This window comes from Paenibacillus sp. FSL A5-0031, from assembly GCF_001956295.1.
Taxonomy (GTDB): domain Bacteria; phylum Bacillota; class Bacilli; order Paenibacillales; family Paenibacillaceae; genus Pristimantibacillus.
The window spans coordinates 1-23,284 of sequence record NZ_MRTD01000009.1 but is presented as its reverse complement, the minus strand read 5'-3'; the positions used below and the strand labels follow the sequence as shown (position 1 = coordinate 23,284).

Here is a 23,284-nt window from a genome sequence, read left to right as displayed (position 1 = left end):
CCACTAATCACTCTAGCTACAAAAAGGTACCCATACGCTAAACATTCTTTTAAAAATGTCCACTGTATGGGTACCCTTTTATAAATGCCAACTGAGCTTCCCGAGATATGCTTTAAGGGATATGGATCAAAATATAATAAGCCCAAATCAGCTTTTTTAATTCTTTGCATCAATCAAGGTAAACCAATTGGGATCTCCATTATATGTTCCATTAACCTGATATACAGGCCGATAAAAGTCTTTTGAATCATACATATAGGTTAGTTCTATTCCTTTTATTTCTAGATGGTCACCCTTTTTTATTTCAAGCTGATCCTTTGTTAATAAAGCATTTCTTTTCAGCTGCTGAAATTCCCCATCCTCTATGCGTTTATATACTTCGGCTGGAGATAATAGATCCATCGTCCTCACAAACTGATTGTGCTTAATTCCGCTATTGATCGCGTAGATGCTGCCATCCTCTTTTAGGCCAATGGAGAAATCGCCTGTCCAGTAATCCTCGTTCATTCCTGGGATCTGCGAGAGTGACCATGCATACTCACCGTCATCTACTCCTCGCAATTCAGCCTTCTCAGTAGGCAAGCTCAAATCATCCGCAATCGTTTTCGCCTTCTCTAACATAGATTCCGAATCAGTTAGCGAGGCTTGCCCTGGGACGTAATCATTTTCGGTTAACGACCAGTTACCCCCTTCGGATTGGAATAACGTGTAGTGTGTACCGCTATTACTCGTTAACACACTTTCACGATCACTTCCCCACTTCTTGACGCTTAACTCAGTCAATGCTAGTTTTTGCCGCAGCAGCGCTGCGATCTCATCATTATTTACGACTCTTTTGTATACCGCAGCAGCATTTGGTTCTGGGCTTAACGTGAGTGAAGCGCTAAGCTCAACGCCCTTCATATTCCATTTGTGATACGAATTAATGGCTAGTTGACCAAACTCCTGCTGATTATAGACGATATTCATTGCACAAAACATCAAACCGATTGCTATGGGAATGGACAGATTGCCCAGCAGGCTCTTGATCTTAACTTTTTTGTGCTCAATAATAGAAGCAGCAAGTCTGTATAACTGGTAGCCCATAATGCCGCCAAGTGTGTTGTTAATAAGATCATCAACCTCAAATAGACCTGCGCCAGTAAGCGTCTGATACGTTTCGATAGCTAATGTTGCACATACAACAACAAGAAGAAGCCGTTTGAACGCTCTAAACTTGTAACTCAAACAAGGCAGCAAAATCCCCAATGGCACAAACATTAAAATGTTAAAAATGCCGTTCTGAAATTCTCTTAGCGAGTATTTTTGCCATGCAACGATATAACCACCGAAAGGATATAAGTTCATTTCCAAGAAATGTGACGTACCTCGGCCGATAACGGTCAACTGGAGAACAAAAACAATATAACCGATGAAAAGCGCACCGAGGATAAGCTTACTCATAGGCAGCCAGGGCTCTTCCTCTCGCCTTCTTTTGCGATAATAAAATGTATAATAACCTGCAATTAGAAGCAGCTCGATACCAACTACAATGACCACTGGCAATCCCAAAAAGCGTAAGTAATTGAACATATCTGTAATGCTCACAATATTCCTCCTCATACCGAACACAAAATCGTAATGTCTTACTCTCTTGTGGTTTTTCATTATAACACGGCACTATAAATCATCTTTTGCTAATTCCTTAAGAAACCTTTAAAAATGCTTAAGGTTTATACTATCACTTATGGTAAGCTTATCCGCGCTGTCAGTAACGGCAAGCATTAACACTTCGTTTGAAAATAAGTAAAGTCGTATATAAACAGGAAGCATTTTTTAACGATTCACCTTAACATCTGTAAAGCAAAATGAAGGACACCCTGATTGGGTGCCCTTCATTGTAGCAACAAAAATTAAACACGACATTTCTATTAAGCAAATCTCCCATGCACTAGATCCAAGTATCGGCTGTTGTTAATTCGGACTCCGTATCGCCAGTGTTTATAGCGCTTTTAGGCTCCACCAGCATGATATGGCATTCCTTTTCGGCGGAAGGCTTCATCTCTCTTCCCCTTGGGACAATAAACATTTCACCCTTGGAAATTATCACTTGGCCATCACGAAAGTCAAGGTTCATCTCCCCTTCAAGTGCGATAAATACCTTATCGGTATCTTCATGAACGTGCCATTCATAATCCCCTGCAATCTTAATAAGCTTAAATTGATAGTCGTTCATTTCACCAATGACTTTCAGAGACCAATAGTCATTGAATTTAGATAGCTTCTCATTCAGATTAATAGCTTGATAATGAATATTAACCCCTCCTTTTTTCGAATTTTCAATATACCCTTATAGTGAACAGACACTCTGATGCAATAAAGGGCTTATTTCCGTTTCCATTATTATAGTAAAGTCATATTTTGATTTGAATGGATGCTTGTTGAGACTAGAATGGATTATTGATGAACTTCTCTCGATATTCAGTGGGAGCAATACCAAATTGCTTTTTGAACACTCTACTAAAATAAAAGGGGTCAGCAAATCCAACAGTTTCTGCGATTTGTTGTACAGGTTCATCACTTGTAAATAGCATTTCTTGCGCCATGTTTATACGATATTTTAATAAATATTGTGCAGGCCCCATACCTGCATGCCTTCTAAACACGTAAGAAAGTCGATTGCGATTAACGTTATTCTGCTCTGCAAGCGATGCTATTGTAAGGTTTTGATAATAGTTTTCTTGAATATAATTAGATACCCGTTCGAATAAAATATGTGATTCACAGCTATTTTGCCTATTATCAACACATAATAAGGCTTCATTCAGCACATCGCGAAACAGCATCTCGGTCTGAAACTTTGATATGCCTCCACGCTGATTATAAACACGCCAAAGACGCATAATTAATTCAATTAGACGAGGGGACTGCCCTGTTAATAATTCAAAATGCTGATGCGAAAAGCTTGACTCTTCTAGTTCCGAGTTACATATCCGGTATAAAACTAAGATATATTCCCAGTCCGTTTCACCAAGCACTTTTTGGCCTAGTTTCATTTTTGCAGCCCCATGTACAACTTTTCCTGGCGAAAAGATATAAGGCGTGTCATTAAATTGAAATTGTATTTTTCCTGTAAGAGGAAACACAAATCCAGGAAAAGAATCTGTATAGTCAGCGTGAGGCAAACCTGGATTTCTAGCGTATCGATATACTCCTTGTACTTGAAAAGGAGTGTGTGCCAGATGCTCTGCTAACCGATCAACGTCGATTTTCACTATGCTTACCTCATTTCAATGGTAATTGACCGTTAATCCTGACCGATCGTTGTATATCCAGTGTCCGTTGGAATATAGAAAGGCGGGCATGAGGACACTCATCTATTTTCGCGTTATTGATAACAATTATCATCGCCAATCTGCCGTTAGTCAAATTACTGCTGACAGCCTAAGTAACCAGGCATCATATTCTCTACTAAGAGTTTATAGTTTATGAGCATGTGCTCTGTTAAAAGCATTTCATGAACCTATTCCAATTTTTTCGTCGGCTTTGTATTGATTCCAAGCACAAAAAAATACATCGCTTAGAGCATTAAGCCCACATGGCGATGTATTTAAATCATTCATACTGTTATGCCTCTCAGCAATTACTCGTCGCTGGCTAGGCGCGCATATGTCAAAAAAGACACCCTCAACGGTGTCTTTTCCTTCTTCTATTCGTATGCAAAGCCAACACTTGAAAGGCAATGCATATTCGCTGTATTAAGAATTAACTTGTGGTTGAGGTTAGTTCCTTGTTTGACGTCCGGCCAAGCAGATTTAGAAATTCCCGCATAAATCCAGGGAGATCAGGCCATGCGTGACCCGATACTAAATTTCCGTCTACATGCAGTGTCTCGCTTGCATATTCTGCGCCGAGTGATTCGACTTCTAGCTTGCACGCATTGTATGCCGTTAACGTTCTGCCTTTGAAGTAGGAACGATCGGGCAGCGCCAGGAATACCTGAGCACCGTGACAAATCGCGCCTACAGGCTTGTCCGCATCCAGAAAGTGCTGGACAATTCGCGGAAGATCTTGATCGTTGCGGATGAACTCAGGAGCGCGTCCGCCTGGGATGATCAAGGCATCGTAGTCAGCAGGCTCCACGTCCGCAAAGGCTATATCAGACGGCAGCAGATGAGCTGGCTTCTCCGAATATGTATCCCATCCATCGATGAAGTCGTGGCATACCGTATTTAATGTCTTCTTTCTCGGCGAAGCGATCACTGCCTCGTAGCCCTCTTCCTTCAACCGATAGAATGGATAATAAACCTCCAGAACCTCTGCACCGTCGCCGGTTAGAATAAGCACGCGTTTGGACATTTTACCCTCTCCCAACTGTAAATTCATGTAACACCTTTTTCTATTATGGGGATAATTTGCAAGCGCCGTCAATGGTCCTTAAGAACGGGAGGAAGATGTCAAATTACGCAAAAACACGTCGTACCCGCAGGTAAGCTGCAGATACGACGTGTTTTTAATAGTTGAAGCCTAATAGGATGAGTTAAGGCTTCACTACAGATACGAGAAACTCGTTTTTACCGGAAATAAGTGTAACTTCTGATGACAAATCCAAATCCTTCACATAGACGGATTCACCGATATTCATGCCGCTGATATCATATTCTATCACCGACGGCAAATGCCTTGGCAAAGCTTCTACCTCAATAAACTCGGACTGAAGTTGTACGATCCCGCCCTGCTTCAATCCGATTGGCTTGCCTATGAATTTTACTGGAATCTTTGTGCATACGATTTCGTTATTCTGCACTTGCTGGAAATCAACATGAATTAAGTCACGCGTTACCGGATCTCGCTGGAGATCCTCAAGCAGTACAGACACCGAATCTTTCCCGTCAAGCTGTATATCGATAAAACCAGATGCACCTTGCTTCAACCACTTATGAAATTCTATCGTTGAAATATGAACCATCTTATTTTCTACATTCCTACCAAACACAATACCAGGCAGACGTCCTGATTTACGTAGATTACGAAGCCCTGATGTATTCAAATGTGTACGTTTCTCTGCTTGCATAAATGTTGTCATGCTTAACTCTCTCCTCTTTATTAAAAGATCTTTGCGCTTGTTCCTTAGTCGCTGAATCTTCCCCGATTGGGGATAAAGAGCGAAACATAGCATCACCACCTCCATGTTCTGCCGATTACGGCACAATACATTTAATGTAAAACCTCCGTAAATATACAGGAAGGCACCCCACTTCGGAAAGTGGAATGCCTATCTGTAAACCACACCATATCATAGAAACGTCACCTTGTCTAATCAAGAAACTGAACAATTACGGGCAAAGGTTCCGGCACCTTTGTACATTTAAGATGAATAAGAGTGTACGCTAGGTCTCTGTAAATAATTCATTTCACCGTTCGATATCCATTTGTTGACCTCGTGTTGAGTTCACGATATAAAAATACATCGCCGCAGCTTACAAGCTGCATGGCGATGTATTCATCGAATAATTACTGCTATTCTTCTAACCGTTCTTCTTCGTCCCCGATGGCGATTGGGTTGTTAGAGAAACTAATCCAATCGCTCCAGCTTCCTGCATACAAGCGCACTTTCGTGAAGCCTGCTTCCTGCAGCGCAATGACGTTTGGCGTAGCTGTGACGCCTGATCCGCAATACACGATCAGCTCGCCGTTCTTGTCCAGATCATAGAACCGATCGGTTTGAGCGGCGACGTCCTTCCAACCGCCGGATTCCGTTAGACCCTCTTTCCAGAAACGATTAATCGCGCCTGGGATGTGGCCTGCGACGCGGTCGATCGGCTCGACCTCTCCGCGGTAGCGTGGAGCTTCGCGCGAGTCGATAAGCGTTACTCCCTCGCTGCCAAGCAGCTCCTTAACCTCATCCATTTCAACTAGCATATTGTGCTGAACCGTTGCAAGGTATGTCGCAGGCTGTACCACTTTGTTCTCAGTTGATACAGGCAACCCTTCTGTGACCCATGCCGAGAAGCCTTTATCCAGCACATAGACCTGCTCATGTCCCATATACTTCAGCAGCCACCACAGCCGAGAAGCCATCGCTCCGCCTTGATCGTCATACGCGACCACAATCGAATCGTTGCTTATGCCCGTCCTGGCGAACGTCACTGTCATTGCAAAAATATCGGGAAGCGGATGGCGTCCGCCATATTCCTCGACCTCACCGGATAGATCCTTCTCCAGATCCATATAAACAGCCCCCGGAATATGGGACTCCTCGTACGCTCTGGGCCCCGCATCGGGATCGTCCAAACGAAAACGGCAATCCGCGATGACAAGTTTTGGCTCACCGATTTTCTCCTTTAGCCATTCCAACGACACGATGTTATTCATTTTGACTCGCCTCTTTCGTTCATTTATGTAATCCATTATGGAACCTTTAGCCTTAGATTGCTCTATTAGCCTTCATATCTATAGTATATGGTGTGATTCCAATCTTCAATGGAGCGCTTCTGCCAATTATATAACAAAGACCGGGAGTCTCTCTACTTAGGAGTCTCCCGGTCTGCTATTCCAAATTCTAGATTACATCGTGATAATCGTGATTGTTTTCATCGTACCGCAGCCGATCTTGCATAGATGCAGCCGACGGTTGTTATTATTTAATCATCTGAAATACTTGCTCGACATCTTTGTCTCCACGTCCAGAAAGGTTAATGATTAGGATCTGATCTTGATCCATCGTTGGCGCCAGCTTCTTGGCATAGGCAACCGCGTGCGCGCTCTCCAAGGCAGGGATAATTCCTTCCGTACGAGAAAGTTCTTGGAACGCTTCCAGCACTTCCTGATTGGTAACCGTCGCATATTCGGCGCGCCCTGTCACCTTCAAGTGGCTATGCTCTGGCCCGATACCCGGATAATCGAGCCCCGCGGCGATCGAATACGTCTTCCGCGGCTCTCCTTCTTCGTCCAGTAGTACCAAGCATTTGAAGCCGTGAATCATGCCCGGAACGCCTTCCGTTAAAGTCGGTGCTTGATCGGGTTCAACGCCGATTAAGCGAACGCTCGGCTCGTCGATGTAATGAGCGAACGCTCCAATCGCATTGCTGCCACCGCCCGCACAGGCTACTACCGCATCAGGCAAACGACCTTCCTTCTCCAAAATCTGCTGCTTCGACTCTTCACTGATGACCGCCTGAAAATGCTTAACCATCGTCGGAAACGGATGTGGACCAACCGCAGAACCGAGCAAATAAAATGTATTTTTATAATTACGAACCAGATCACCCAATGCTTCATCCACGGCGTCCTTCAGTCGACCCTGCCCCTTATCAACCGGCACAACAGTAGCACCCAGTAGTTCCATCCGGAACACGTTAAGCGCCTGGCGGCGCATATCTTCGGCTCCCATATAGATGACGCATTCCATATTAAACATAGCACAGGCCGTAGCAGTCGCAACTCCGTGCTGACCCGCACCAGTCTCGGCGATAATCCGCTTGGCGCCCATTCGCTTGGCTAGTAGGATCTGGCCAATAGCGTTATTGATCTTATGCGCACCAGTATGGTTCAGATCTTCGCGCTTTAAGTAGATCTTGGGTCCTCCCCACGATTTGGACAGCCTCTCCGCATACGTGAGCGGGCTCTTGCGGCCAACATATTCACGCAGATAATAGCTGAGCTCTTCCTGAAAGTCCGGATCTTCCCTGAACTTGTAAAATTGCTCGCTCAAATAGTTTAGCACTTCCTGCAATTCCGGTGGAACGAAGCTGCCTCCGAATTCCCCGAAGTACCCCTCTTGCTGCAACTGTTGGTCCATAAGTAAGCGCCTCCATAAATTAAAATGGTAATCTATCAAAACTATATTACCATAATTTTCTTTGATATTTTATATACGTGTATTGTCACACGATAGAATAATAACACTCTAGCTTGCAGTCATGCTCTGAAAATGACTCCCAATCGTAAACTTGTCCTTAACCTGTTACAGTCCTCTTCGCTAAAGCACGATACTGAGCTTATCCCTAATCAAAGCAACAAGCTTTTTCGCTTGTACGTCTGATAAAGCACCCGATGCGAGCTGACGAGCGGCGACGGGAACGTACCAAGGGAGTATTTCATCTTCTGTCACGCCAGACAGCTTGCAATATTCATCGACGAATATACGGTAAGCTGTCTGCCGCGAGAATTCAAAGAATGCGTTAACGTCAGGCGGCGTTTCTGGGGGCAGCACAGCATACAGGATCGTCACGCATACTTCCGCGATATCCGCCGCCGGGTTGCCAATCACGGCATGCATCCAATCAATCATAACTGGTATACCTTCTCGCAAAATGAGATTATTGACGTTCGTGTCGCCGTGGCATAGCATTCGTTTATTAGGCAACTGATCCACATAAGCATGGAGGGCAGTTATTTCGTCTTCCGTCAGCAAGGAGGGTCTACCGATGATTACCTTCAAATGCTCCTTTTGCTCATTAACGATCCCGCTGATGTCTCCTTTATGAATGTTATACAGGACGCGAGCAAATTTCCTTAAATCGCTGTCTACATCGTCAAAATCAATTTCATGAAAAGCATGCAGTTGTTCAAAAAAACGATTCACGAATGTCGATCCGACTACTTTCTCGAAGACGATACCAAGGCGGTTATCCCACACGACTTGCTCGAACGGGCGCGCTGCCGGTAGTCCGCTGGACCAAGCAGCAGAACTGTTCCGATATTCGAGCTGAACAGCTTCCAATGGCGTGCCAGCATGAAACAACTTTACTACTTTTCCCTCTTCGCCCCACTCATGCACCTCACAGCTGGAGCCAATGCCTATGCATTTGCCTAGCATAATAAAGCGTTACCCCCTTTATCCAATCTAATTTTGTAAAATAATTGAAATTAAACCTATTATTCGTTATAATACCACTCTTCCATTAACCTGAAAATATAAAAATAGAGACGATAGTATTCCATTCATTGCTGAGCATATTGACTACTTAAAAAGGGAATCTGCCTACCAAAATGCCATCGAGTTTTGCAGCTAGTTGAAAGCGAACAAATTTAGGAGGATAAATATGTAATCACCTGAAATAAAAAACTCAGTGGAAGGTTAGCAGAAAAATATGTACTATCTTCGTACTTAACACAAAGCTTAATCAAAGTATTTTCAGACACTTTCCGCCACTGGAATGCAATATATGATTTACATTTTGCAATACACAAATTACAATATTTTCTAACCAATAACTAGAGACGGTCCCTCGTATGCTTGTTAACAACGATCGTGGACTGAGGGCGCGCTTCAGACGGTTGCAGCGACTCGCCAGACAGAAGGGTTATCGAGAAAGGAGACTACTCCCCTTCGATTACGTTCGCTCTCAAATTTGCCGTAACTTACAAGGTTCCCGTTTAGGAAGTGTTTTATTTAAAGGAGGAGGAGAAGTAAGCTGCTGTCATGGATTATGCATTAGCCATTTATTTCGATTATATTGCTTCTCGAAGTGTCTGGTCTGAGTGGCAGCAATGGGTCACGCTCAAAGCTTGTCCAAACGCGTCCTCTGCTGGATCGCGGTCAGCTTTGCTTTTTAGAGTACGGTGATAACGATAAGTGCAGTATATGGTTTTGCTTATATGAAGTGATTTTAAACCTATTAGGTGACAGGTCAGCACAAATATTATCCAAAACTAATCGAATTTCTACCGAGGGGAGATCAAATTCCTATGAATATAGCCGCCAAGCTGATGCAAAAGTTCAAAGACCGCGATACCCAGCATAAACTGCAAGTCTATCAGGACAAAGTGGAGCTCATTAGGAAACGGAATTTGGAAGCATGGGACGATGGGCAACTTCAAGCGGAATCCCTCCGGCTAAGAGAGAAAGCAAAATCGGGTACGCCTTTGGATGAGCTGCTTATCGATGCTTATGCGTTAGTCTGTGAGACAGCGAAAAGAACACTCGGATTACAGCCTTACGATGTTCAGATCATCGCTGCCATCGCTCTTCACGAGAGATTTTTGATCGAGCAGCATACCGGTGAAGGAAAAACACTCTCTGCTGTTATGCCTGCTTATCTAAATGCGCTGACAGGCGAAGGCGTTCATGTGCTGACTTTTAACGATTATTTGGCAAATCGAGATGCGGAGTGGATGGGCCCAATCTATCGTTTCCTAGGGTTAACTATAAACTCGGTTCAAGCGGGCATGAACCTGTCCGAGAAACGCGAAGCGTACGCCGCGGATATAACCTATGTTACAGCCAAGGAGGCGGGATTCGATTATTTGCGAGACACGATCGCACTGGGCGAAGCCGATACCGTACATCGTCCTTTCCACTACGTCATCGTCGACGAAGCGGATTCACTGCTTCTCGACGAAGCGCGGGTGCCGCTAGTCATCGCCGGCGAGTCGGGCTCTTCCAGCAACGACGGCATTCGTTTCGCAGAAGTGGCTCGGCATCTCGAGCAAGTAGAGCATTTCGACTTCGACGAGTTTGAGCGGAACGTATATTTAAATGAAGCAGGCTCTGCGAAAGTTGAGTCGCTGCTCGGATGCGGCAATTTGTACGATAGCCATAATAGTCTTTTGTTAACGTCATTAAATTGCGCGCTGCATGTGGAATTGTTATTGAAAAAAGACGTTGATTATATCGTCCGGAGCGGTAAAATCGAGCTGATCGACGAATATACCGGCCGCGTGGCGGAGAACAGGCATTTGCCGGACGGGCTGCAAGCTGCACTTGCGGCCAAAGAAGGGCTCCAGTCGATATCCGGCGGGGAAATTCTCGGGACAATCACCCTTCAACACTTCCTTAGCCTATATCCGAAGATTTGTGGAATGACGGCTACCGCTTACGCTTCCGCAATGGAATTCGAAGATATTTATGCGCTGCAAGTCGTACAAATTATGCCGAACCGGCCAAACATACGGATTGACCATCCCTACCGGATTTATACTCATAAAGAAGCCAAACTCAAGGCACTTGTAAAAGAAATCATATCCGTCCATGCGACGGGTCGTCCGATTCTCATTGGTACATCAAGCGTCGAAGAATCTGACATGCTGGCGGAGGCGCTAGCGGTTGCCGATGTACCTTGCCATGTTCTGAATGCAAAAAACGACGCAAAAGAAGCTGAGATCATAGCCAAAGCAGGAGAAATCGGGGCCGTGACGGTGTCTACGAATATGGCAGGCCGTGGCGTCGACATTCGGCTCGGCGGCGGCAACCCCTCGCAAGCAGAAGCTGTCGCCAAGCTTGGTGGGCTGTATGTAATTGGCACACATGTAAACGAAAGCGTTCGGATCGACGACCAAATGCGCGGGCGTTCTGGCCGCCAAGGCGACCCGGGAGCTTCCGTAATTTTCGTAAGCTTGGAGGACGAGTTGTTGCTTCAGTTCGGCATCGATAAAGCGTTTCGCAATCTGAGGCAGGATGAGGCTCTCGAAAAGCCGGGGCTCCGCAGCAAAATCGCGCATATTCAGCGCGTTGCAATGGGGCAAAACTTTCATATCCGCCAGGAACTGAACTGTTATTCGGATATGGTGGAGGATCAGAGGCGAATTCTATACGAGGAGAGGCTCGGAATTTTGAAAGGCGAGAAGCCGATGAGCCCTTCGGAGCAGCGGGTACGACTTTTTTATATCGACGAGATCTGGGCTGACCATCTGGCATACGTTTCTTACATTCGCGAAGGCATCCACTTGGAGAGCCTTGCCAGCCGCAATCCGATCGACGAATTTCATGTGCAAATCGCCCAAGCCTACGAGCAAATTCCGGCTAAAATAAATAGTGAGTCGGAGAATATGCTTGTAAGGCTCGAAGGTTCGAATGATCCGGCGAAGTGGGAAATGTTTGGTCTGAAGAGCCCTACTTCCACTCGGACTTATATTATCAACGATCAATACATCCAGAACAAGCGCAGCTCTTGGACCCCCATGACGATAATGGCTTATTATATTCGCAAGATTTTGCAGCCGGTATTCGGGTGGTCAAAAATTTGATATAGCGTAGCTTTTTTAAGGATAATTGCGTTGCCGCCCACTCGTGATTAAAACACTTGCTTAATTTTAATGTTGAACGTAAAAGCCCAAAGAGGGCCGCAACAGGTCACCAACCAGTAACCTGTCAAAGCCCTCATCCTGCTTAATGATTAAGCAATTATTTTGTTATTTTAACGGACTCTTATTTACGGAATCGACGAGACGATGACTAGGCTCACGTTAGCTCCGCCCATGCCGCCGCTCACCCGAATAACGTTGCTGTTGCCTGTATTCAAATCGATGATGCGACTGGCCCGACCGGTGTAGGCACTCCAGCCTCCCGTGCCAGGCAAAGTAAGCGAATAGCCGTTCCCCGACGGGTCGCCGCTGGCGTTCACTTTAAAGGTTGTTTGGGCATCCGCTGAAGCATAAACCACGGTCAAAAGCTTCTGGCCGCCCATACCACCGCCAACCCCAGTCAGCTCGAAGTAGGAGCCCGGGATATGCATATTTTCAATGTTTCCACCCGACTTCGTCGCCCCTCCCCCGACTGACACGTTAGCTCCGCTCATCGGATATTCCGCTTCTTGTGTCGTTTGCGGGATCAAGGATACGATGACGCGCGATACGTTGACTCCTCCCATACCGCCGCTTAGCCGGATTTGATTGTTCGTGCCCGAATTCAAATCAATTAGACGGTTCGTTCGACCGGTATAATTTCCCCACCCTCCCGTGCCAGGCAGGGAAAGAAAATAACCGTCTCCGGCCGTGTCGCCGCTTGCATCTACCTTAAAGGCTGATCCGCTGTCCCCGGAAGAATAGAGCACGGTAAGAAGCGCTTTTCCGCCTGCGCCGCCGTTGATTCCATTCAACTGAATGTAGGAGCCTTGTGTATGCATATTTTCAACATTTGCACCGGATCGGGTCGCCCCTCCTCCTATAGATACGTTGCTCATATTCATGGCATACTCCGTTTTCTGTGTATATGCGTCAAAGCTTTCGTTAATCAAATCGTAGTACTTGACCTCTGTAGCGGTTGAGCGCGGTCCAACAGCCGGTACTCCTTCGGACGTCTGTATGACCTTTTGGATTGTCCCGTCAGAATTGAAATACAACCGATCTACGGCGACGGAACGCAGCGTACCGTTCGAGGAGATTTTCGCATTATGATAAAACATATACCAATTCCCTTTGTATTCCACAACAGATCCATGCGAAGTTTCACTTCCGAATACCGGATCCAGTATGACGCCGCGGTTGGTCCATGGTCCAAGAGGATTGCTGCTGGTTGCATACCGCATCCGGTTCGCGCCAGGATTATTGTCGGAGTACATTAAATAATAAACGCTTCCACGCTTAAACACCCAAGTAGCCTCGTGGAAATCCTCCAGCTCGGTGAACTGCTTAACGGGACCATCTATCGACACCATGTCGGCACCAAGCTTCATCCCGTAGCTGGTACCTCCTCCTCCGGCATACAGGTAATAGGTTCCGTTGTCGTCGCGGAATACGTTAGGATCAATCAAATTGCTGTCAGGAAGCCCCTGTATATACCCTTGAACCTCGAAGTCCTCGGCAGGCTTGTCGCTTGTTGCCACGCCGATCTTCCAAGAACTATTCCAATTCGTGTCGCTAGGATGTGGAAAATAGAAGTAGTAGGTTCCGTTCTTGTATGCGGCATCCGGAGCCCACATAAAGCCCCCTTCCGGCCGTCCCCACGGCACATCGTCCGCGCTCAGGATCTCTCCTTCGTCCACCCAGTCGACCATATTGTCCGACGAGAAGACGTGATATTTATCCATCAAATCGCTGCCTCTGGATGGAAAGATATCGTGTGACGCGTACACGTAGATACGTCCGTCATTCCACACTCGAGCAGAAGGGTCGGCGGTGAAAATACTAGTAAAAATGGGATTTCCAGAACTGATAATTGGATCCGCGGCTAATGTAGAGGAATTGAATCCGATAAGGACGGACAGAAGCATCGCTGCTGACAAAAACAAACTTAAAAACCTTTTACGCATAATTATTACCTCCCATTTCTTAGGTTCGGCTTATACCATTAGCTTGCTTGGCAACCAGACAGCGAAGAGGATTCCAACATCACCCCTAAGTATTCATAATGGAAGATCTGTAAATATAAGGACTACTATTAGCTTACCGTATGAGTAACCTAGTATGTAGTGAGACATTTTTAAACTTTCCCAGTCATTCTTAGCCTTTTGGAACCGTTTACATGAAAATTGAAAAGTGCTGCAGCCCCCAAATAGCTTCTTCGCTTAGGCAACCGTAAAACACATCATCAGTTTGAATTTCTTTTAACTACTCCTTCTCTCAGATGAACCGAACTCATTCACTATCGACTCGTACTGTGTTTATAAACTACCAATAAATCATCAAATCCCCTTCAATTCCTTTGAAGGGGATTTCCGTTTGATTGCATATCAAATCGCCTAGAATAAACAGATTTTTTAAAATTCTAGTTGCTCATTACTCAGCATTGCATCCCGGAAGCAAAAATCAATAAGCCTGCGAGCTGCCTATATCAGAAAAGCTCTAAATTTTTCTTATTTGAGCTGCCAGCCTGCAGCTTCCTGCTGCAGGCTCCATAAGCTAGCATAACGTCCAGCCTGGGCGCATAACTCGTCATGCGTGCCTTCTTCTACAAGCCTACCCTGCTCGAGAAACAGAATTTTGTCCGCATGCTGAACGGTCATCAGACGGTGGGCGATCATAATGACCGTCTTGCTTGCGACCAACTCATTGATGGCCTGCTGAACCTCAGCTTCATTTTCTGGATCAAGCGAAGCCGTAGCTTCGTCCAGCAGAACAATTGATGCATTCTTAAGCAGTGCGCGAGCAATAGAGATACGCTGCTTCTCGCCGCCGGACAATGTGGAGCCGCCCTCGCCAACCGGGGTGTCATACCCTTGCGGCAGCCTTGAAATAAACTCATGGCAGCAGGCACGTCTAGCCGCTGCTTCAATTTCTGCTTGCGTTGCATCCAGCTTGCCGATGCGAATATTGTTTCCAATGGTATCTTGGAAGAGGTATACATCCTGAAAGACCATCGATATATGCGATAACAACTGCTCAGCATCGGACTGTTCGAGCGTCTGTTCCCCAATGCGGATAGCACCTTGCTGAACGTCCCAGAAACGAGCGATTAAGCGCAAAACTGTGCTTTTCCCACTGCCCGACGGTCCTACTAAGGCTGTAATGCTTTGCGGCGCAATCGTAAACGACAGCTCCTTCAGAACAGGTGCTTCTGGCCGATAACCGAAGGTAACTCGGTCGAATACAATCGCACCATTCTCGTCAATACCTCCCGTTCCCGGCATCGGCTGCTCCTGCCGAATATCCATAATGCGCTGGGCACTGTAAGCGGAATAGCGAATCTCCCCATAGTTCATCAATACGGCGGTCAGCGGGTCGAAGATGCGGGTGCCTACAAGTAAAAACAGCAGAAAGACGGTCAAAGAAAGCGTCCCTCCGGCAAGCCAAGCACTCCCTGCTGCAATCATGATCGTCATGCCCGAGCGGGTCAGCAGTGTCGCTCCCAAAATGAGCGGGCCCATTAACCCTTCAAGCCGAATCGAAGCCCGCTTCAGCTGGTCAAAGGCGAGACGCAAACGTTCGAATCGCTTGCCCCCCATGTTATGGGCTTTGATTTCTTGAATGCCGCTCAAATATTCCTGCAGTCGGTTGGCCGCTTCATTTTTAGCCCGGATGTGCCCTTCGCTCAAGCGCACCTGCAGCGCGTCCGTCAGCCAAAGCAGCAGCAATCCTGCTGGCACTGCCACGAACATTGCCAGTGCCATCCGCCAATCCAACAGCAGCAAGCCGCCAAATGCCAGCAATGGCAGCATCACTGCACTGATTAACTGGGGTACATTATGCGATATCGTATGCTCGACTTGAGCGTAATCGCTTAAAAGCAGGTTAGTCATATCCGCCGGATCGCGCTTACCGAAATAACCTAACGGGAGACGACGCAAATGTTCAGCCAGACTCATCCGACCCGCAGCAGCCAGGCTGTACGCCGCTCTATAAGCTTTGTTGTACAGCAAAGAATATGCAGCATAGGAGACAGGCAGCCAAACAATCAGTACAGCCGCCACCATCCAGAGCCGCCAGGTATTCCACGCAGTACCCGGCTCCGTATAGAAGGTATACATCGTATGAAATAGATCTGCCAGCAGGGCAGCGGGGACAATCTTGACCACGCCATCCAACATAGCGGCAAGTGTCGAAGGGATAAGGGGACGAGGATTTCCGCCTGACAGATTCATCAGATATTGCTTCACGGCTTCCCCCTCCTTCCATTAGAAGCATAAGGTACTTTCGCAATAGTATCTTCGGGAGATGCAGGAGCAACTCCAGCTATCTCAGCTATTACTGTTGTTCCGACAGCTTCTGCAGTTGCTGAGTCCCTAGCTGTGGCCCGTCCCGCCCCTAGCTTCCAAGAAGCAGCATTAATATGAGATTTCCACATTTGCTCATATAGTCCCTGTAATGCCCGAAGCTCGTCATGAGTCCCACGCTCTACAATTTCTCCTTGTCGAATAACCAGAATCTGTTCTGCCGCCCGTATGGAAGATAACCGATGAGCAATAATAAGCACTGTTTTCCCTTGCACCAGCTTAGCCAAAGCCTGTTGAATTAGGTACTCATTTTCGGCATCCGCATAGGCAGTTGCCTCATCCAGTACTAAAATCGGAGCATCCTTGAGCAGTGCCCGAGCAATAGAGACCCGCTGGGCTTCGCCCCCTGATAGATAAGTGCCTCCTTCCCCAATCTTGGTGTCATAGCCTTGCGGAAGCTGCTCAATAAATTCATGACAGCGAGCCATGGTCGCGGCTTTTGTAACAGCTTCCTTGGATGCCGTCATATTGCCCATTCGGATATTGGCTTCGATTGTATCGTAGAAGAGATGCACATCCTGAAAAACAAACGATACGAGGTCCATCAGCTTCTCCGTTCCGATCTCTTGAATCGGAACGCCGCCTATCGTAATACGACCTTCGTTGATCTCCCAAAAACGCAGCAGCAATTGGGCAATTGTAGATTTGCCTCCGCCCGAAGGACCAACGAATGCAGTCATTTCGCCAGCCTTGGCCACAAAACCAATATCCTTGAGAACAGGCTTATAATGTTTGCTGTCGCTCCGCTCATAGGCGAAAGAAAGCTGCTCAAACGCAATATCATAAAAAGATGGGTCTCTCGGAACAGCAGGCTCTTCGACAATCCCTTCCTCAAGCACAGTTTCAATCCGCTTGTAGCCCTCCACAATTTCCCGCAAGCCACTCCCAGCTTGCATCAGCTTCAGCAGCGGCACTGCCATTCCTGGAGTAATAAGCAGAAACAGTACAAAGGTAACTGTAAAAGCCAGATTGCCAGGTGTATTGGAAGCAAGCACTAGTCCTGCTGGAATGATGAATGTGAACAGCGAGCTAACCACCAGAAAAAACAGACCGTACGGCCTTCTGTAAAGGTCCGTTATCCGAAGCGATATATCCCGATAGCGCTCGACTGCATACCTGAAGCTTAGAAAGCTGTCCGCTTTAATGCCGAACACTTTGACAGCAGGCATGCCGCGCACATACTCAACACCAGATGCATTCATTTCCTCCACCGCATATTGAAAATCACGGTATGTGTTCCGCCCGCTTTCGCTTGCAAACATTCGGGTTTGCAGCCAGTAGCCGAAGCTGATCGGAACGAGCAGTACCAATGCCATCCTCCAATCCAGCCAGAACAAATAACTAATTAACAGCAAAGGAATCATGATGGCGCTGACCGTATCCGGAAGCTGATGCGCAATAAATTTTTCGATTTTCTCGACACTGACCTCGATGATTTTTTTCAATTCTCCGGTCGCAGTTCTTGTATGATAGCCCATGGGAACTTTGGCCACATGATCAGCAAGACGAACTCTTAATCGATATAAAATATCGAAGGCCGCAATATGCGAGCACATACCGCCAATATACAGCGTGACGAGAGCTCCGATTAACGCCGCCAATGCAGCAAGACCCCAATACATAATGAGACTCTTGTCTATACCTGCCTGATCGTTGGCATGGAGAAAAAGCTCCTGTACAATTTGATATACCGCAACAAAAGGGGCCACCTGCAGCAAGCTGGAGATTGTCGAGAAAATGACGGCCACGGACAGAAGTCCTTTTTTCTCTGCGGTAACTTGTAGCAATCCCGATAATTCAGATTTCAAATCCATGGCAATAACTCCTTTACGTTAGGATTGAACAGCCTGTCCGGGTTCATTATTCCCCGCTGACTTGACCAAGATGAGAACGAATCAGCCTACTTCTTGTGCTTCTCCAGAATAAGTGACCCAATCATGTCGAGTAGATGCATCCTGCCCATTGCGGTATAGGAATAATTGTAGTTATCGATGTTTGTAATCCGATATACATTGTTCTGCTGAACGGCCTTTAGATTGCTCCATACTTTACTATCACTCATTTTGTTCTCGCTGTTCTCCATGAGCAGCAAATGATCTGGGTTAATAGCAGTGAGTCCTTCCAAACTCATCTCCCGGCCTCCCCAATGTTCAGGATCAGGAATGCCCTCTGTACGTTTGAAGCCGAAGTCTTTATAGATCAACTCCGCGCTGCCTGTAGATGAATAAGCCACCAGATTTTTCGGATAAGTTTCAATCATAGCAAAGCTTTCATCCTGTATAATCGGCGATAGCTTCTCCTTCCAATCCACAACCTTCTGCTCATATTCCTCAAGCCATTTATCCATTACATCCTTTTTGTCAAACAGATCGGCCAGAAAGGCAAATCGTTCCCTCCAGGCATAATAAGGATGTGGAACAACTACCGTTGGTGCAATTTGCGACAACTGTTCATACAAGTCTTCATTGAACAACGTCCCTAATATGATCAAGTCCGGCTCGGCAGCTGTGACAAGCTCTATATTAATTGGCTCAGCATACCAGCCCAAATTGATCGTATCGGGGTCCAACTTGTCCTTAATTGTAGGCGTGAATACTCCCCGGGTTCCATAATCCGCATTGGCTGATGCAATCGGCTTAATCCCCAGAAGCAGCAATTCTTCCGTTGATCCCGATAAATCTGCAATCCGCTTTGGATGAAGCGGCAATTTGATTTTGTCTCCTTTAGCATTCTCAATCATTTTGAACGTCGCCTGACCGTTCTCCCCCTTTTCCCCTGTTGTCTTCGCACTACTGCAAGCTGACAGTACGAACACCATGCATGCTATGGCCAAAATTAAAACCTTCTTCATCTCGTAATCCACCCTTTCCAGTATTGAGTACGCTCTAGCTTAGTTGCCAACTGAATGAATTCCGTCCCTGTACGAAGTATTCATTTCTCATCCATACCTTAAATTAATAACGATTATCATTATCAATTAAGTCGAAAAAAAAAGAGCTTCAATTCACGCTAGGATGTCATTCAGCCGATATGCCCTACTATCTCATACCAGCCCTGCCAGCTGCTACCCAAATCGGGAGGGGAAAGGACAAATCCGGATTATTGTAAAGGAAGTACACGCTCCCCGCTCAGCTTCCGATGATGAGGGAAATATTCAGAAGGTTTCATCCCATATTTGCGCTTAAACTGTTCAGAGAAATGACCTACCTTGCTAAAGCCCACAGCATAAGCAGCCTCCGTTATATTTACAACTCCCTCTTCCAGCATGTAATAGGCTGCCGTCAGCCTGCAATCAATCACATAGGCATGAACCGGGAAACCGAACAGCTCCTTAAAACCTTTTTTTAGCTTGTATTCGTTCAAGCATACTTGCTTGGATAATTCGCCTAGCCCTGGAGGCGTCAGCAGATTGGCATCCAAAATTTCTTTGGCCAGGTGAAGAGCAGCAAGATCGGTTCTGGACAAATCCGGCATAGTTAGCGGCTTCTGAAGCAGCGATTCACTAACGTATAGCGCAATAAGCTCCAATACCTTGGCACTCAAATAAATCTGCTTCACATCGCCCGTGTACCGGCAGTGTAAAATCTCGTGCGTAATTTGCTTCATGCCTGGCGTCATCTTACTGCTAAATATTTGTCCCTTTTTCTCAAAAAAAGCATGCATTACCCTATCAATGGGAAGCTGCTGCAACGATTGGCTGGCCATTTTCCGGTTCAGCTTTAAGGTTAAGCCCTGAAAATGCCGGTGGACATCGTACTCGCAGCAATGGCTGTCCTCTGTGTTGAAGAAGGCCGATACCTCGCCAGAAGCAAGTCCAAACTCCTTTTTGTTGCCCTCGACATTCCACCAGATCGGATCACCCAGACAAAAACCAATAACGGCAGAGTCCTCCGCTTCTTTGCTGCTCATCACCATATGTTTGTGAAAACGCACATCACAAAGCACCAACTCGACAGCAGCAAGTGGCCGCATACGCTGCCAAGAGCCATTTCCAATCTCGAATGGAACTTTCACTTGATGCTCCAGAGCATCTGCACTGTACATGCGATTCAAATGAGCGGTCAATTCACAGCTTCTATTTCGTTTATTTTCAATTTCACACCCGTGTCGTTGGATGTCCTCCATTCTGGTTTACCTCCTCCGATACTTTTTTCCTATTATATTAGTTTGGTTCGAGAAGTTAAACAGGAAAAGCGTTAGGAACCGGATTACTAGAATTAGTACTCCAATCACTCCAGCTGTCTGAATATGTTATAACGTCTGATTACCATGATTCCTATGTTACACTAGAGTTATAGAGGGGGAGTCATAATTGCAAAAACAAAAAATCGTGATTATTGGCGCAGGGATTGTCGGGGCGTCCTTGGCCTATCATTTGGCTAAACGAAATCAAGATGTAACCGTAATAGAACGACACCCCGCTGCGGCGCGTGAAGTTACGGAAAAATCTTTTGCCTGGATACATACGACTCATAGAGTGGCTCCAGAATACTGGCATTTGTATGATGCAGCTCTAGAAGAATATCATACGCTTCAGCAAGAGCTGCCCGAACTGAAGATTCATTGGAATGGAGCGCTGACTTGGGGAACCCCGCCACTCAGGGAGCAACTCCACTTTCAAAAATTAAACCGAGAGCAGCTTGAGGCATTGGAGCCGAATCTAAAGGAATATCCGAATGAAGCGATCTTTGTTAGCGAAGAAGGTGCGGTGGACCCTATAGGGGTAACGGAGCTGTTGCTCAGCAAAGCACGGGAGTACGGAGCAAAGATTAAGTTCGGCACCAACGTTACACAGCTGCAGCAAGAAGATTCCCGCTTAGTCGGCGTCCATACGTCCAATGGTTTTCTGGAGTCAGATGTCGTAGTATTGGCCGCAGGAACAGGTATACCCAAACTTTGCGACCCCTTAGGTTGTCACGTGCCGGTAACGCCGTCGCCTTCCATTCTAATTCAGATGAAAACTACGAATAAACTGATACGCACATTAATCTCAAATGCGCAATTTGAAGCACGCCAACTGACAGATCATATACTGCTGGCTGCGGAAGATTATATCGACGAGTCAGAGGAAAATGGACCAGAGGCGGTCGGTAAGCGAGCGTTCAACACGTTGAGGCACAGTCTGAAGGACGGAAATCAACTGGAACTGGAAAGCATAAAGGTCGGGATGAGACCTATGCCTGAAGACGGCTATCCGATCGTGGGCTTCCACGACCACATAAACGGACTTTATCTGACAGTGATGCATTCTGCGATTACGCTGGCGCCGCTGATTGCGCATCTGGCTGCAAGTGAAATAATCTATCGGGAATCAAGAAGCGAATTAGACCCTTGTCGACTCTCCCGATTTTCAGACCACTCGAATGATGTTCCCGATGCTTCTCGCGCGTGAGCTGGGTGCTAGAATGTAGTATACAGAGCTTTCCAAAATCAACGTTACTGTATTGTAAGAGTACAACGCAAAAGAGTACGTCGCCACATGAGCGATGTAATAGAAAAAAATCCGATAGAAATAGACATACAATTCAAAATTCTAAATATAGTTACTTCTGTTCATTGATGATATATTCATTGCGAGAGCTCTCTGCAAAGGTACATACCCCTTTCGGCCGGAACGGGTAAGACGAACCTTACTAGGAGGAATGAATAATGAAGAAGATATTTTCGCTTGTCATGGTCATCGGTTTGCTGCTCGGGATGGCTTCCCAAGCGAGCGCGGCCAATGGGGTCTTTGTGTTTAACCCGTATCCGAATAGCTACGGCGCGGTTCCGGATTATATCGGTATTACGAAGCCAACCGGAGGTTACCAGTACGAGTTCCGCATCCAGGAAATAAACAACGGATCAAGGACCTACTATTCGGGTTTGCTCAACGTGCCGACCAGCGGATACGACATTCATCATACGTTAACAAATAGTACAAAGCTCGTGCTGGCAGGCGGAACTTACAATATTGATGCATCGGTTTATGACCGTTGGGGGACTCTCATCGGCAGGGATATAGTCAAGGTTAATTTTCTATAATTACGTAAGGGATGAAATCCCTCCGCAATCGCGATTTCTCGCAGGCTGGCCCTTATTCGTTCGGGGCCAGTCTTTTCCCTTACCTCACTTCTCTGCTCCCCTGTCATTCCTGCATGACAATTACCATGTTCGAAACCCATGCAATCCCGGCGGGGCGTCGTGTCTATAATTAAAAATCAAAAAGCCCCTGAAACTTAAAGTTTCAGAGGCATTAAATCTTTACTATTACATAAGTCGCAAGGGTTATGTCGTAAAACTAGGTCCGTATGCCTCAAACTCATAAATCCTTGCTGCAAGGTTGGTGGTTTGCGTAGGCGCCGTAACGTTCAACTTAATGTATCGAGCCGGTACAGTAGTAATTGTGTCTACCGTAATGCCACTTAAGTTATTGGTTACGTTTACCACCTTATTCCACTTCAGACCATCCGTGCTAATTTGGATATCATAAGCCTTCGTATTATAAGAGGCCGACTCTCCGCCTTCCGATGCGTGCTTGATGACAAATTGGTTCACTTGCTTCACGGAGCCGAGATCGATCTGCAGCCAACGGCTACTGGATTTGGAGCACCATTTGCTGTCATTGACAACTACGCCGTCCACGGCTTTGGCCGCGGTTTGCGAAATATTGCATGTACTGTCAACCGTCGCGGGTTTATTTAATGCTAAATTTGGAGGTCCGTATACCTCGAACTCATAGATTCTTGCTGCAAGGTTGGTGGTTTGCGTAGGCGCCGTAACGTTCAACTTGATATACCTTGCTGATAATGCAGTGATATTGTCTACCGTCGCACTATTTTTATTATTGGTTACGTTGACTGCCGTTTTCCAGTTGGTACCATCGGTACTGACCTGGATATTATATGCCTTCGTGTTATAGGAGGTTGGCTCTCCGCCTTCCGATGCATGCT

At 46.3% G+C, this 23,284-nt stretch carries 17 protein-coding genes; 3 read left to right on the top strand and 14 right to left on the bottom strand.

Annotation, left to right across the window (positions count from 1 at the left end):
* Nucleotides 1–156: 156 nt before the first annotated feature.
* The 8 genes from BK120_RS16835 to BK120_RS16800 all read right to left on the bottom strand — a co-directional run bounded on the left by BK120_RS16835 (nt 157) and on the right by BK120_RS16800 (nt 8,800).
* Nucleotides 157–1,587 (bottom strand): VanZ family protein, encoded by a 1,431-nt coding sequence (locus BK120_RS16835; protein ID WP_076268666.1) that lies wholly within the window; start codon nt 1,585–1,587, stop codon nt 157–159.
* Between the two features lie 343 nt (nt 1,588–1,930).
* On the bottom strand, nt 1,931–2,293 hold the full coding sequence (locus tag BK120_RS16830) for a cupin domain-containing protein (protein WP_076268665.1): 363 nt from the start codon (nt 2,291–2,293) through the stop codon (nt 1,931–1,933).
* Between the two features lie 133 nt (nt 2,294–2,426).
* A complete protein-coding gene (locus BK120_RS16825; RefSeq protein ID WP_076268664.1) occupies nt 2,427–3,254 on the bottom strand; it encodes a helix-turn-helix transcriptional regulator in 828 nt (275 codons plus the stop codon).
* A 490-nt stretch (nt 3,255–3,744) separates the two neighbouring features.
* Nucleotides 3,745–4,338: a DJ-1/PfpI family protein gene (locus BK120_RS16820; RefSeq protein WP_076268663.1), complete on the bottom strand. Its 594-nt coding sequence runs from the start codon at nt 4,336–4,338 to the stop codon at nt 3,745–3,747.
* Nucleotides 4,339–4,519: 181 nt separating this feature from the next.
* Nucleotides 4,520–5,065, bottom strand: coding sequence for a 50S ribosomal protein L25 (locus BK120_RS16815; RefSeq protein WP_076268662.1), 546 nt, complete (start codon nt 5,063–5,065; stop codon nt 4,520–4,522).
* Nucleotides 5,066–5,499: 434 nt separating this feature from the next.
* Entirely contained in the window at nt 5,500–6,354 is an 855-nt protein-coding gene (locus BK120_RS16810; RefSeq protein WP_076268661.1) for a sulfurtransferase, read from the bottom strand.
* A 265-nt stretch (nt 6,355–6,619) separates the two neighbouring features.
* Nucleotides 6,620–7,780 carry a tryptophan synthase subunit beta gene (trpB, locus tag BK120_RS16805; protein WP_076268660.1) on the bottom strand — a complete coding sequence of 387 codons (1,161 nt, stop codon included), beginning with the start codon at nt 7,778–7,780 and terminating at the stop codon, nt 6,620–6,622.
* A gap of 180 nt (nt 7,781–7,960) precedes the next feature.
* Nucleotides 7,961–8,800, bottom strand: coding sequence for an aminoglycoside phosphotransferase family protein (locus BK120_RS16800; RefSeq protein ID WP_076268659.1), 840 nt, complete (start codon nt 8,798–8,800; stop codon nt 7,961–7,963).
* An 872-nt stretch (nt 8,801–9,672) separates the two neighbouring features.
* Between BK120_RS16800 and BK120_RS16795 the strand changes: the two genes are divergently transcribed.
* A complete protein-coding gene (locus BK120_RS16795) occupies nt 9,673–11,949 on the top strand; it encodes a preprotein translocase subunit SecA (protein WP_076268658.1) in 2,277 nt (758 codons plus the stop codon).
* Between the two features lie 185 nt (nt 11,950–12,134).
* Here the strand turns inward: BK120_RS16795 and BK120_RS16790 are convergent, their stop codons facing one another.
* From BK120_RS16790 to BK120_RS35970, 5 genes are all read right to left on the bottom strand, one after another.
* A complete protein-coding gene (locus tag BK120_RS16790; protein ID WP_076268657.1) occupies nt 12,135–13,952 on the bottom strand; it encodes a family 43 glycosylhydrolase in 1,818 nt (605 codons plus the stop codon).
* A 543-nt stretch (nt 13,953–14,495) separates the two neighbouring features.
* Nucleotides 14,496–16,235, bottom strand: coding sequence for an ABC transporter ATP-binding protein (locus BK120_RS16785; protein WP_083682090.1), 1,740 nt, complete (start codon nt 16,233–16,235; stop codon nt 14,496–14,498).
* A complete protein-coding gene (locus BK120_RS16780; RefSeq protein ID WP_083682088.1) occupies nt 16,232–18,166 on the bottom strand; it encodes an ABC transporter ATP-binding protein in 1,935 nt (644 codons plus the stop codon). The genes BK120_RS16785 and BK120_RS16780 overlap by 4 nt, the downstream gene beginning before the upstream one ends.
* Before the next feature lie 86 nt (nt 18,167–18,252).
* The gene (locus BK120_RS16775; RefSeq protein ID WP_076268656.1) at nt 18,253–19,203 is read right to left on the bottom strand and encodes an ABC transporter substrate-binding protein; all 951 of its coding nucleotides are present in this window, start codon (nt 19,201–19,203) and stop codon (nt 18,253–18,255) included.
* Between the two features lie 248 nt (nt 19,204–19,451).
* Nucleotides 19,452–20,477 (bottom strand): helix-turn-helix transcriptional regulator, encoded by a 1,026-nt coding sequence (locus tag BK120_RS35970; protein ID WP_076268655.1) that lies wholly within the window; start codon nt 20,475–20,477, stop codon nt 19,452–19,454.
* A 187-nt stretch (nt 20,478–20,664) separates the two neighbouring features.
* Between BK120_RS35970 and BK120_RS16765 the strand changes: the two genes are divergently transcribed.
* Both BK120_RS16765 and BK120_RS16760 read left to right on the top strand, forming a co-directional pair.
* Nucleotides 20,665–21,744 (top strand): NAD(P)/FAD-dependent oxidoreductase, encoded by a 1,080-nt coding sequence (locus BK120_RS16765; protein ID WP_076268654.1) that lies wholly within the window; start codon nt 20,665–20,667, stop codon nt 21,742–21,744.
* Nucleotides 21,745–22,001: 257 nt separating this feature from the next.
* A complete protein-coding gene (locus BK120_RS16760; protein WP_076268653.1) occupies nt 22,002–22,376 on the top strand; it encodes a hypothetical protein in 375 nt (124 codons plus the stop codon).
* A gap of 243 nt (nt 22,377–22,619) precedes the next feature.
* Here the strand turns inward: BK120_RS16760 and BK120_RS16755 are convergent.
* The coding region (locus tag BK120_RS16755; protein WP_144376783.1) for a discoidin domain-containing protein at nt 22,620–23,284 on the bottom strand (665 nt) is incomplete at its 5' end.